This window comes from Arthrobacter sp. FX8, assembly GCF_026723805.1.
GTDB lineage: Bacteria > Actinomycetota > Actinomycetes > Actinomycetales > Micrococcaceae > Arthrobacter.
The window spans coordinates 2,818,591-2,830,832 of sequence record NZ_CP113505.1 but is presented as its reverse complement, the minus strand read 5'-3'; the positions used below and the strand labels follow the sequence as shown (position 1 = coordinate 2,830,832).

At 66.2% G+C, this 12,242-nt stretch carries 12 protein-coding genes and 2 pseudogenes; 10 read left to right on the top strand and 4 right to left on the bottom strand.

The features are described 5' to 3' along the window. The first annotated feature begins 116 nt into the window (after window positions 1–116). The 3 genes and pseudogenes from OUO20_RS13185 to OUO20_RS13175 all read left to right on the top strand — a co-directional run bounded on the left by OUO20_RS13185 (window position 117) and on the right by OUO20_RS13175 (window position 3,027). Window positions 117–1,342: pseudogene (locus tag OUO20_RS13185) on the top strand (thiolase family protein). Beyond that, window positions 1,342–2,151, top strand: coding sequence for an enoyl-CoA hydratase/isomerase family protein (locus tag OUO20_RS13180; protein WP_018768869.1), 810 nt, complete (start codon window positions 1,342–1,344; stop codon window positions 2,149–2,151). Before OUO20_RS13185 ends, OUO20_RS13180 begins: the two are co-directional and overlap by 1 nt. 3 nt (window positions 2,152–2,154) lie before the next feature. Next, entirely contained in the window at window positions 2,155–3,027 is an 873-nt protein-coding gene (locus OUO20_RS13175) for a 3-hydroxyacyl-CoA dehydrogenase family protein (RefSeq protein ID WP_018768868.1), read from the top strand. A gap of 9 nt (window positions 3,028–3,036) precedes the next feature. On the opposite strand, the gene OUO20_RS13170 is transcribed toward OUO20_RS13175, so the two are convergent. Then, window positions 3,037–3,270, bottom strand: coding sequence for a DUF6480 family protein (locus tag OUO20_RS13170; RefSeq protein WP_018768867.1), 234 nt, complete (start codon window positions 3,268–3,270; stop codon window positions 3,037–3,039). A 74-nt stretch (window positions 3,271–3,344) separates the two neighbouring features. Between OUO20_RS13170 and OUO20_RS13165 the strand changes: the two genes are divergently transcribed. Next, entirely contained in the window at window positions 3,345–3,953 is a 609-nt protein-coding gene (locus OUO20_RS13165; RefSeq protein WP_056392686.1) for a GNAT family N-acetyltransferase, read from the top strand. A gap of 13 nt (window positions 3,954–3,966) precedes the next feature. Here OUO20_RS13165 and OUO20_RS13160 read toward each other — a convergent pair whose 3' ends face one another. Beyond that, the gene (locus OUO20_RS13160; protein ID WP_268001915.1) at window positions 3,967–4,755 is read right to left on the bottom strand and encodes an SGNH/GDSL hydrolase family protein; all 789 of its coding nucleotides are present in this window, start codon (window positions 4,753–4,755) and stop codon (window positions 3,967–3,969) included. A 293-nt stretch (window positions 4,756–5,048) separates the two neighbouring features. Between OUO20_RS13160 and OUO20_RS13155 the strand changes: the two are divergent. The 4 genes and pseudogenes from OUO20_RS13155 (at window position 5,049) to OUO20_RS13140 (ending at window position 8,026) form a co-directional block, all read left to right on the top strand. Next, window positions 5,049–5,752 (top strand): annotated as a pseudogene (locus tag OUO20_RS13155) (tyrosine-protein phosphatase). A gap of 90 nt (window positions 5,753–5,842) precedes the next feature. Then, window positions 5,843–6,433 (top strand): hypothetical protein, encoded by a 591-nt coding sequence (locus tag OUO20_RS13150; protein ID WP_268001914.1) that lies wholly within the window; start codon window positions 5,843–5,845, stop codon window positions 6,431–6,433. Window positions 6,434–6,539: 106 nt separating this feature from the next. Continuing rightward, entirely contained in the window at window positions 6,540–6,908 is a 369-nt protein-coding gene (locus tag OUO20_RS13145) for a hypothetical protein (protein WP_268001913.1), read from the top strand. A 173-nt stretch (window positions 6,909–7,081) separates the two neighbouring features. Then, a complete protein-coding gene (locus OUO20_RS13140) occupies window positions 7,082–8,026 on the top strand; it encodes a hypothetical protein (RefSeq protein ID WP_268001912.1) in 945 nt (314 codons plus the stop codon). 68 nt (window positions 8,027–8,094) lie between these two features. On the opposite strand, the gene OUO20_RS13135 is transcribed toward OUO20_RS13140, so the two are convergent. Beyond that, entirely contained in the window at window positions 8,095–8,802 is a 708-nt protein-coding gene (locus OUO20_RS13135) for a DUF4397 domain-containing protein (RefSeq protein WP_134164097.1), read from the bottom strand. A gap of 104 nt (window positions 8,803–8,906) precedes the next feature. Next, entirely contained in the window at window positions 8,907–9,350 is a 444-nt protein-coding gene (locus OUO20_RS13130) for a PaaI family thioesterase (protein ID WP_051081334.1), read from the bottom strand. Between the two features lie 144 nt (window positions 9,351–9,494). Here OUO20_RS13130 and paaZ point away from each other — a divergent pair, with 144 nt between their 5' ends. Together paaZ and OUO20_RS13120 are read left to right on the top strand one after the other, a co-directional pair. Next, on the top strand, window positions 9,495–11,606 hold the full coding sequence (gene paaZ / locus OUO20_RS13125; protein ID WP_268001911.1) for a phenylacetic acid degradation bifunctional protein PaaZ: 2,112 nt from the start codon (window positions 9,495–9,497) through the stop codon (window positions 11,604–11,606). A gap of 136 nt (window positions 11,607–11,742) precedes the next feature. Then, window positions 11,743–12,150 carry a VOC family protein gene (locus OUO20_RS13120; RefSeq protein ID WP_268001910.1) on the top strand — a complete coding sequence of 136 codons (408 nt, stop codon included), beginning with the start codon at window positions 11,743–11,745 and terminating at the stop codon, window positions 12,148–12,150. Window positions 12,151–12,242: the final 92 nt, after the last annotated feature.

Genomic DNA, 12,242 nt, shown 5'->3' with positions numbered 1-12,242 from the left:
GATGCGCATGCACAGCATCGCCGTGTACCATTTACAGAACGAACGGTCGGTAAGTGGAGGATTCCGCTGTGCCGGCCGCCGATGACAGTGCTGTTTATCGCGTGAAGGGTGTTTCCATGGCTGCAACCGCAGGTCCGCAGGCTTTCCTTGTTGGCGGGGTCCGAACGCCCGTGGGCAGGTACGGAGGCGCGCTGTCCGCCGTGCGCCCGGACGACCTCGCCGCCCTGGTGCTCCGCGAGGCCGTGGAACGCGCCGGCCTGGATCCCGAGAGCATTGACGAAGTAATTCTCGGCAACGCGAACGGCGCGGGGAGGAGAACCGGAACGTGGCCCGGATGGCCACCCTGCTTGCCGGGCTGCCGCTGCACATCCCGGGCATAACGGTCAACCGGCTCTGTGCCTCCGGCCTGAGCGCCATCATCCAGGCCAGCCATATGATCAAGGCCGGCGCCGCGGACATCGTGATTGCCGGCGGGGTTGAGTCCATGAGCCGGGCACCCTGGGTGCAGGAGAAGCCCACCGCCGCCTTCGCCAAGCCGGGCCAGATCTTTGACACCTCCATCGGCTGGCGGTTCACCAACCCCCACTTCCAGCACGGCGGGCTGTCCCGCGACGGCAAGATGACCTACTCCATGCCTGAAACGGCAGAGGAAGTGGCCAGGGTGGATGGCATCTCCCGCGAGGACGCCGATGCATTCGCCGTCCGCTCGCACCAGCTTGCCCTGGACGCCATCGAAGCCGGCCGCTTCAAGGACGAGATCGTTCCCGTGACCGTCAAGACACGCAAATCCGAAACGGTGGTGGATACGGACGAAGGCCCGCGCCCCGGCACCAGCATGGACGTTCTTGCAGCGCTGAAGCCGGTGGCGCACGGCGGATCCGTGGTGACGGCCGGGAACTCCTCGTCCCTCAACGACGGCGCCTCGGCGATCATTGTGGCGTCGGAGGCAGCTATCGAGCGGTTGGGCCTGACACCCCGGGCGCGCATCATCGACGGCGCGTCTGCCGGCTGTGAACCCGAGATCATGGGCATTGGTCCTGTCCCCGCAACCCAGAAAGTACTCAAGCGCAGCGGCCTGGGCGTCGGTGACCTGTCCGCCGTCGAACTTAATGAAGCCTTTGCCACGCAGTCCCTGGCCTGCATCCGGCGCCTGGGGCTGGAGCCGGAAATCGTGAACCGCGACGGCGGAGCCATCGCCCTGGGGCACCCGCTTGGTTCCAGCGGCTCACGGATTGCCATCACCCTGCTGGGACGGATGGAGCGTGAGGACGCCCGAATCGGCCTTGCCACCATGTGCGTGGGCGTCGGCCAGGGCACCGCCCTGCTGCTGGAGAAAATCTGATGGCGGCCTGGGTGGACTTGGCGGCGGAAGAGTTCACCGCCCTTTTGGTGGAGGAGCGGGACGACCGCGTGGTGGTGCTGCTCAACCGGCCCGAGGTGAAGAACGCAATTGACCAGCAGATGGTGGATGAGCTCCATGTTGTCTGCACAGCGCTGGAACAGAACCCCAAGGTGCTGATCATTGCCGGCGTGGAGGGTGTCTTCGCCTCCGGCGCGGACATCGCGCAGCTTCGCGAAAGGCGTCGGGACGATGCCCTGCAGGGGATCAACTCCACCATCTTCGTCCGGATCGCCAAGCTGCCCATGCCGGTCATTGCCGCACTGGACGGTTACTGCCTGGGCGGCGGGGCGGAGCTTGCCTACGCTGCGGACTTCCGGATCGGCACCCCCAACGTGCGGATCGGCAACCCGGAAACCGGGCTGGGAATCCTCGCCGCGGCCGGTGCCAGCTGGCGGTTGAAGGAGCTGGTGGGCGAACCGATGGCCAAGCAGATCCTGCTGGCCGGCCTTATCCTCGGCGCCGATGAGGCCAAAGCGGCCAACCTCATCACCGAAATCCACGATCCCGCGGAGCTTTTGGATGCAGCCCACGGCCTGGCCAACAGGATCGGGCGGCAGGACCCGCTGGCCGTCCGCATTACCAAATCCGTGTTCCACGCCCCTGCCGAGGCGCATCCGCTGATCGACCAGCTTGCCCAGGGCATCCTGTTCGAATCCCAGGCCAAATTCGACCGGATGCAGGCGTTCCTGGACCGGAACGCAGCCAAGAAGGCCAACGCCGCCTCCGCCAATCCAGCCGACGGAAAGTAGACCATGAGCAACATTGAAGTCCCCGCCAACCTTCCCACTTACGTGGGAGTGCTGGGCGGCGGCCGCATGGGCGCCGGTATTGCCCACGCTTTCCTGATTAAGGGCGCCGACGTGCTGGTGGTGGAGCGCGACGACGTCTCCGCCCAGGCCGCCCGGGAAAGGGTGGAGTCTGCGGCCGCGAAGAGCATTGAGCGCGGCGGTGTGGACGCCAACTTCGAAGAGCTGGTGTCGCGGCTCACCGTCAGCACCGACTACGACTCCTTTGCCGGCCGTCAGCTGGTGGTGGAAGCCGTCCCCGAAGACTGGGACCTCAAGGTGACGGCGCTGCGCGGGATCGAGGAACGGCTGACGGAGGATGCCTGCATCGCGTCCAACACCTCGTCGCTGTCCGTCAACGGCCTGGCCCGTGAACTGAAGCGGCCGGAGAACTTCCTGGGCCTGCACTTCTTCAACCCCGTGCCGGCCTCCACCCTCATTGAGGTGGTGCTGGGTGAGCGCACGTCTCCCGAACTTGCCGCCGCGGCGAAAACGTGGGTGGAGGCACTCGGCAAGACCGCCGTCGTCGTCAATGATGCCCCGGGGTTCGCGTCATCCCGGCTTGGCGTGGCCATCGCCCTCGAAGCCATGCGGATGGTGGAGGAAGGCGTGGCGTCCGCTGAGGACATCGACGCCGCGATGGTGCTCGGCTACAAACATCCCACCGGACCGCTCAGGACCACGGACATCGTGGGCCTGGATGTGCGGCTGGGCATCGCCGAATACCTGCACTCCACCCTGGGCGAGCGGTTCGCGCCGCCGCAGATCCTCAAGGACAAGGTGGCCCGCGGTGAACTGGGTCGCAAGACGGGCAAGGGCTTTTTCGACTGGCCCAGCTAGAGACGCTGCCTAGTCGAAGAAGCCCACAATGTAGCCGATGAAGTACAGGAGGCACAGCAGGACCACGACGCCGATAACGGCGATCCACAGGAACTGCGTGCCCTTCCCGGGCCCGCGCTCCTCATGGCCCTGCGGGCCGACGGTGGATGCTTCCCCCGGCGGAGTTTCGCCCGGCGGAACCCCGCCGCCCGGCTCGAGGCCGGTGATCTTGTCGTCCTCGGGATCCGGGTTGGTTCCTGACACAGTAACTCCCTCGCTCGACGCCGTGGTGCTGCCCCCAAGCGTAACCCGCCTGCCGGCGGCCCTAGGCTGGTGCAGTGACTTTCCTTGAACCCCTTACCCTGACCGGCCGCTACGTAATCCTGGAGCCGCTCGCGGAGGAGCACCACGACGGCCTGGTGGATGCGGCCAGTGACGGCGAGCTGTGGAAGCTTTGGTACACGTCGGTCCCGGCTCCGGACGCCATGGCGGCGGAGATCCGGCGCCGCCTGTCCCTGCAGGAGCAGGGATCAATGCTCCCCTTCACCACCCGTATGATCGACGCCGCCAGCGGCGGGCCGGGCCGCATCATCGGCATGACCACCTACATGAACATCGACCCCGCCACGCCGCGCGTGGAGATCGGCTCCACCTGGAACGCCGCCTCCGCGCAGGGCACCGGCACCAACCCGGACTCCAAGCTCCTGCTGCTTCGGCACGCCTTCGAGGTGGTCGGTTGCCCGGCCGTGGAGTTCCGCACCCACTGGCTGAACCACCAGTCGCGGGAGGCCATCGCCCGGTTGGGCGCAAAGCAGGACGGCGTGCTGCGCAGCCACTCACGGACCAGCGACGGGAACCTGCGGGACACCGTGGTGTTCTCCATCCTGGACCATGAATGGCCTGCCGTCCGTGCCGGGCTTGAGTACCGGCTGGCCCGGCGGACGTAGTGGTTTGGCCTGATTACTGCACGGCCAACGGCGCCGAACTAATGGCGCTCCTCACCGCTGACGCATAAGCCCGGTGTCCGGCGGCGTTTGGGTGAAAGTTGTAGTCGGCAGCGAAGTTGTTTGGGTCCAGTCGAAGCCACGGATCCAGGGAGTTGGCGGCATGCCCTGCGAACCGTGCCGTGACGTCGACGTAGCGGGCGTTGGTGCCGTAAAGGCCATTAGCGGTGTCCACGGCACCGGAAATGGTGCCGTTGACCGTCAGCGTGGCCTGGTTGATCAGCATTTGGTTGGTAACGGGAATGGGAGCGAAAGCGCTCGACGGCTCGAAGAGCAGCGGATAACCCAGCACTACGATCCTGGCGTTTGGGGCTGCTTGATGAATAGCGGAGTATGCCTGCACCAGGCCTGTCGTCAGGAAGGCGAGTGCTGCCGGCGATGTGGCCTGCGCAATTGCGGCCTGGCACGCCGTATCCCCATAGAAGGCGCACACACCCAAAACCCGGGAGAAGCTCAAATCGTTGGCTCCGGCCGTGATGGAAACGAGTTCGGTATCAGGGCTGAGCTTGCCGGAGCTTACAAGGCCCTGGAGCTGCTCCTGGACGGTGGGCGTGTAGACAACAGGATCGTAGGTGGGGCTGGCCGTCGACAGGACGGCTCCATGGCAGGCGGCATTCTCCACAAGGTCAACACGGCCGATCTTCGCCACGATGTCCACGTAGCCCGGATGGCTCTGCCAACAGGACACGCCGGCAGGGCGGAGGGCTGCGCCCGCCCCTGTTCCAGCGGTATAGGAATCTCCCAACGCGACATAGTCGATTGGGGAGGCGCTGCCTGCGCCGGAATGGCCGCAAGGCCCAACGCCATGGCCATGCTGGCAAGGCCGGCCGCTATAGCCGGGAGTCGGCGTCGTAGTACAGCATTTCCCACTGGGGTCCCCTTTGAACATCAGTCACATGAAGTAGCTAGTGCCCGCAACAGTATTGCCCAGCGGGTGGAAGCCAGGAGGCCTTTGTACCCTTCCCTGTTGTGACCTTTTGTGCTGCAGCATTCAGGAGCTTGTGGTTAGCTGTGCGGATGAGTGAGCGTGGCAGGCCCATGGACTGGGACGGAGCTGTCAACGCGTGGCACATTTCCGGGGGCATCTACCGGATGGGCCGGCGTGAATGGCTGACCGGGGCGGGATGGAAGCAGGTGTTCGACGACGGCGTCCGCACGGTGGTGGATCTCCGTAACACCGCGGAGGGGCGGCGCCGGGACAACGACCCGGTGGTGCCGGAGGAGGCGTGGACGGGGATCGACATGGTGCAGGCACCCACGGAGGATCCGGATGACCCGCGCTTCACCGCAATTACCGGACCCTACCTGAATGATCCCGCGCATTACGCCGCGAATGCCCGTTTTTCCCCGAGAAGCTGGTGGGCGTCTTCCGGAGCATCGCCCTGGCCGCGCCCAAGGGGAACGTCCTGCTGCATTGTGCCGCAGGCCGGGACCGCAGCGGGCTGGTGGCCGCCATGGTCCAGGACCTCGCGGGGGACTCCGACGACGCGATCGCCGAAGGGTACCGGCGGGCTGCCCGCGGCATCAACGAGCGCTACCGCACGCACGGTCCGCCGCACAGCCGGGAACGCTGCCTGCCCGAATCGGAACTGGCTCCGCTGCTGGAGCAACGCGGGCTGGCGGTGGTCGCGTTTGTCCGCGGCCTGGACACCCGGAGCTACTTGCTGGCGAACGGATTGAGCCCTGCGGAATTGGATGCCGCTTCCGGCCTTGCACGCCAAAAGGATACTCTTGTGACTTGAGTGACAGGTGTGGTTGCTGTGACCTGTGCGACCGCGCCGTCATCCCAGCGCGTGTAAACGCAGATGCGGACGAGCGGAACGGCGATCCCAATGAAAAGAATTACTGCCACAGGAACGGTAGCCGGCGTGGCACTGGCCTTGGGCCTCGCTGCCGGGCCCGCTGCGGCCTTCCCGGCACCCGCCGGCTCCGAAAACCCGTCGCCGGCTCCGGGAACCTCCGCAGGGACGTTCACGTCTTCCGGTACAACACCAGGCGCGGGCACAACCACCCTGTCAGAGGCAGCGCTGGACGATGCGGTGCAGCGGGACCTCAAGCTGACTCCCCAGCAGTTCGAGGCCGCGGGCGAGTTGGGTGCGCAGGCGGCTGCCGCGGCTGTTCAGTTGCGCCAGGTCCCGGGCTACGCAGGAATCCGGATCGACGGCCGCACCATCATCGTGATCGGATCCGGCGATGCGCTTGGGAGGGCGGTTGCCGCCCTTGCCGGCAATACATTCCCCATGTTGCTCGAAGCACCCGCGGCGGAGCCGCCCACGGCGGCGCCGGCGCCCTCACCCTCGACGGCTGCGGACGGCTCCAGGGCACAACTGGCAGTGAACACGGAGCAGCTGTTCCAGGCATACCTCCGCGACGTCGGCCCGCAGGGTTTGCAGGCCGTCATGTCCGCGGGGGAAAATTCGTGATCCGAACCGGCGGAATCAACACGCCGGAGGCGCTTTCCGCCGTTTCCCCCGCAGCCGGGGCAGACGCAGCCGGCAAGAGCACCGGCAAGGTTTCCCTGAACAGTTCGTGTCCCGTTACGCCAACGTGGAGCTCGACGGCGGGACTCCGCTGAAGCCCGAGGCGGACGTTCCCGGCGGCATTGGATACCAGACGGACATCGGCTTCGTCTGTTCCACAGGCTTCTCGGCATTCGACCCCGCCGGGCTTCCCACCGTCCTGACTGCCGGCCACTGCGCATCGGATGGTGCCGCCAAGACAGCAACCCTGGAATTCCAGGGGTACCGGCCGGGCCCCTGGGAAAGTTCGGCTTCAGCCAGTTCGGTGGCCCGGGCAACTCACCGGTTCTCGATCCCAGTACGCCTTCAGGCCCTGATTACACCGCCATCACAGACCCCGGGAATGTCGGAACGGACATATCTGTCATCCAGTCACTAAGACAGGACATCGATCCGCTTCCTGCTGCCAGTACCTGGGGCGACCCTTCAGCGCCCGGGCCGGACGTGAAGATCGTTGGTTCGGCGGACCCGGTGGTTGGGATGCCTGTTTGCCGGTCCGGCAGATCCTCAGGCTGGTCCTGCGGAACCGTCGACGCAGTGGGGATCTTCCTGGTGCCAGGACCTGACTATAAGAAGAACGCCAACGACATCCGGGCCTTTGATGGCTTTCTGTCCTACGGAGTACAGTCCAGCGGCGGTGACTCCGGCGGACCATACCTCAGTGGGAACTACGCCCTGGGCACCCACTCCGCGGGGGATACGCCGGATGCGAATGGCAATGTGGTGCAGAATTTTGCTGTCGCAGCAACCCTGCGGGACAGCCTGGCTGTGCTGCCCGGCTACCAGCTGGAACTGTTCCTCAACAAGCCTGCCATCACGGCACCAGCGCCCGGCGAAACCTACAAGCCCGGCCAGGTCCTTTCCGGCCAGGTTCCTGCCGCGCCCGCTTCGGCCGTCGCTGCCGGGTCCAGCGTCAGGATCACAATCCAAGGGAAGGACCCGTTCGACGTGCCCGTGGACGCGGCCGGAAAGTGGAGTTTCACGGCTCCGCAGAGTGCGGACACGCTACGGTTCACCGCTGAGACGGTCAATGGGTTCAGCCGGTCCGGGGTCAGCAGTTTCGAGTTCGCGGCCGCCACAACGGGACCGCCGACAGCAACGCCGACGCCGACTGCGCCGACAGCAACGCCGACGCCGACTGCGCCGACAGCAACGCCGACGCCGACTGCGCCGACAGCGAGCAATCCAGTGCCAAGCAGCCCTGCCCCTGCTCCAACCACACCTGCTCCCATCGCCCCTGCCCCCGCCGACCCGTCGCCTGCCCTGCCGACTGAAACTCCCGCCGTCGTACCTCCGCCGGCGGCCAGCCCGACTCCCAGCGCACCACCTGCGGACCTTGCCAACACCGGTGGACACGATGATCGTGGCGCCGGCGGCCTGGCCTACACCGGAGCGTCCGGGTTGATTACCGCAGCGGCCTGGGCGGCGGGAGCCCTCGCCGTCGGACTCCTGCTCATGGTCCTTGTCCGCCGGCGGAACAGGCGTGCATCACGGTAACCGGACCCGGGCAGGGCCCCGCCAGGGGCCTGCCCGCAGCCATAGCGCTGTGGATGGTAACTGCGTGGTTAGTCGTGCTCGTCGCACTTCTCCTTGCCGCCAACCACCTGGACGGCCAGTTTCAAGGTGTTGTCGGCCAGGCTTCCCCACGCGTAGACGATGGTGTTCTTCCCGGCTTCGACGGTGATGTCCGCTGGGCCGATCACGGGATCGGTGGTTCCGGCGGCGGCTACCGCTGCTGAAATGGTCCCGGCCTTCAGCTTCAGGGTGGCCTCGTCCGGGTTGCGGAGGTCCTCGATCACTGCCGATCCGCCGGCCAGCACATCCACGGCGGGGGCTGCGGCCACGTGCCGGACCGTCAGCTTGCCCTTCTTGTCGTTGCGGGGCGCCTTGGTGTCGTTCGTGAAGAGCGATGCGGTGGGTGCCCCATCAGCGCTGAGGTGCGCCACGGCAGTGTAGTTGCGGCCCTCGTCGAGTTCCACGTCGACCGGCCCGATCACCGGGTTCTCCGCACTGGTGGCATCCGATGCCGTGATGGCGATCCGGTAGTCACCGGCAGCCAATTCCAGCGGGCCGGCCAGGGTCCCTGGTGTGAAGTCATCGAGGGTGAGCTCGCCGTTCACCCACACGTCGACGGTCAGGCCGGGAACCCCGTGCAGGACGGACAGCAGGGCGGGATCGTCATGGTGGTGCCGGCCGCCTGCCTGGGCGGGGGCGGCGAAAGCCAGCGAAGCGGCAAGGGAAAGCGCTCCAGCGGCGTAGGTCATTTTGCGCATGTCGAACTCCTTGAGGGAAGCCCGGTAGCCGGGCAGAGGATGCTTACGCGCTTACTACCGCCGCAACACCGTCCCTGGATGCACGGCCCGGCATCTTTTTTAGATCAGCTTTTTCTTTTCATCAGCAGGTTGGTGATGCGCAGGGTGCACAGCCGCTGGCCCGCCTCGTTGGTGATCAGCACCTCGTGCGTGGCCAGGGTGCCGCCCAGGTGGATGGGGGTGGCGGTGATGGTGATCTGGCCTTCGCGTGCGGAGCGGTGGTGGGTGGCGGAAACGTCCACGCCCACCGCCGTCTTGCCCATGGTGCTGGCGTGGATGACGGCAGCCCAGGATCCCACGGCCTCGCCCACGGCAAGGGAGGCGCCGCCGTGCAGCAGTCCGAAGGATTGCCTGTTGCCCTCCACCGGCATGGTGGCCACCACGCGTTCAACGGACTCCTCCAGGATCTTCACGCCCATCTTTTCGTCCAGCTCGCCGAGCGTGATCTTCCACAGCTCGTGCGCATCGGGCTGGTTCCCGGCAGCATCCATGGGGGTTGGGGCGCTCATACGTTCTCCTTTGGGTGGCCGAATTCAGTCCCGGCCTTCTAGTGTGCAGCACGGCACTTCATGTATGGTGAATATATTACCGAACGGACGGTCAGTAATGACCCGTCCTGTTTGCCTGCCCCCTTGTTGGAAGGACCGTCAACGATGACCACCACCGCCACAGCTCCCCAGGCCACGGTCGACACCGTGGAGACAGTGCCCAGCTTCATCATGGATGCATGGTGGACGCCCGACGCCGGGTCGTCGGCTTCGGCAGTCCCCGTCCGTGATGCGAGCACCGGGGAGATCCTGGCGAAGGTGAGCACGGAGGGCCTGGACCTGGCCGCCGTCGTGGACTACGGCCGCACCACCGGCCAGGCTGAACTGGGCAAGCTGACCTTCCACCAGCGGGCGCTCAAGCTCAAGGAGCTGGCGCAGTACCTGCAAGCCCGGCGCGAACACTTCTACACCTTCTCGGCCCAGACCGGTGCCACCAAGCTGGATTCCATGATCGACATCGACGGCGGCATCGGCGTCCTCTTCACGTTCGGTTCCAAGGGCCGGCGCGAGCTCCCCAATTCCCAGGTGGTGGTGGACGGGCCCATGGAGGTGCTGTCCAAGGACGGCTCCTTCGCGGGCGAGCACATCTACACCCGGATCCCCGGCGTCGCCGTGCAGATCAACGCGTTCAACTTCCCGGTCTGGGGCATGCTCGAGAAGTTCGCGCCCGCCTTCATCGCCGGCGTGCCCACCATCGTCAAGCCCGCCACGCCTACCGGCTACGTGGCGGCCGCCGTGGTCAAGGCCATCGTCGAGTCGAACATCCTGCCCAAGGGCTCGCTGCAGCTGGTCTCCGGTTCGGTCCGCGGGCTGCTGGACGTCCTGGACTACCGCGACCTGGTGGCCTTCACCGGCTCCGCGTCCACCGCACTGTCCCTGAAGTCCCACCCCAACGTGGTCCAGGGCGGCGTCCGCTTCACCTCGGAAACCGACTCCCTCAATGCCGCCATCCTTGGCCCCGACGCGGTGGAGGGCACGCCGGAATTCGACGCCTTCGTCAAGTCCGTGGTCACCGAGATGACGGCCAAGGCCGGGCAGAAGTGCACGGCCATCCGGCGCGCCATCGTGCCGCAGGAACTCGTTCCGGCCGTCTCCGCCGCCATCGGCAAGCGCATCGCCGAGCGCGTCGTCCTCGGTGACCCCCGCGCTGACGGCGTTACCATGGGCGCCCTCGCCTCCGTGGAGCAGCTGAACGATGTGCGGGCGGCCGTGCAGTCCATGCTCGACGCCGGCGGTGAGCTTGCGTACGGAACGCTGGATTCGCCGTCGGTCACCTCAGCCGACGGAACCACCGGTGTGGTGGAGGGCGGGGCATTCATGGCGCCCGTCCTGTTGAACTGGCAGGACCCGGAAGCGGAGGAAGTCCACTCTCTGGAGGCCTTCGGTCCCGTTTCGTCCGTGATCGGGTACAAGGACATTGCCGACGCCGTCCGCCTGGCCGCCCGCGGCAGCGGCTCGCTTGTTGCCTCGGTGTGCACCAATGATCCTGACGTGGCTCGGGAACTGGTCACGGGAATCGCAGCGCACCACGGACGTGTCCTGATGCTCAACCGCGAGGACGCCCGCAGCTCCACCGGGCACGGTTCGCCCGTGCCGCACCTGGTGCACGGCGGTCCCGGCCGCGCCGGCGGCGGCGAGGAACTGGGCGGCATCCGCTCGGTGATGCACCACATGCAGCGCACCGCCATCCAGGGTTCGCCCAACATGCTCACCGCCGTCACCGGTGTGTGGCACACGGGCGCGGACCGCAACTTCACGGTGGAAACCGAGGGGACGCACCCGTTCCGGAAGTCCCTGGAGACGCTGCGGATCGGTGATGCCGTCCGCTCGGACCTGCGGCAGGTCACCCTCGAGGACATCACTGCTTTCGCCAACTCCACGGGCGACACGTTCTACGCGCACACCAACCGGGAAGCCGCCGAAGCCAACCCGTTCTTCCCGGGCATCGTGGCCCACGGCTACCTGCTCCTCGCCTGGGGAGCCGGACTGTTCGTCGAGCCCGCCCCGGGCCCGGTCCTGGCCAACTACGGGCTGGAAAACTGCCGCTTCACCACCCCCGTGGCCGCAGGTGATTCGATCCGGGTGACCCTGACCGCCAAGAAGATCACTCCCCGTGAAACGGACGAATACGGCGAGGTGGCCTGGGACGCCGTGCTCACCAACCAGAACGACGAGATCGTGGCCACTTACGACGTCCTCACCCTCGTGGAGAAGTAACCTCCAACGCCCCATCACGTTCCGTTAGGAGGTGATGGGGCGTTTTGGGTTTTGGTGCGGGAGGTGGTGGGGCGTTTGGGGGAGGGTCTTTTCCGGCATCCCGGGCGTAAGATTCTTCCCGTAGGAGGTGGCCCACATGAACCTTAAACTGAGCACAGCCACAACCATCCTGCCCGTCGATGATGCAGCCCGCGCCCGCAGTTTCTACACAGAAAAGCTCGGGCTCCCGCACCGCGGCAAGGCGGACGACGGAAGCGAATTACTCGGCACCGACGGCGGCCCCCTGCTGCAGCTGATGCCGGTCGCGGACGGCAAGCACTCCGATCACACTGCGCTGAGCTTTGAGGTCCCGGACATCGAGGCAACTGTCAGGGACATGGAAGCCAAGGGTGTGGTGTTCCAGGACTATGACCTGCCTACGCTGCGGACGGAGAACCACATCTGCACCACGGACTCGGAGAAGTGCGCCTGGTTCATGGACACGGAGCACAACATCCTGTGCGTCCACCAGAACCTCACCAGCGCCCTCGAGTACCAGGTCTAGGCGAGTACCAGGTCCAGGCGCGGCAGCTGCAGGCAAGGCCAAACTGAAGCAGCAGAGGTGTCCCGGTCGGATCGGGGCACCCCTGCTGCTTG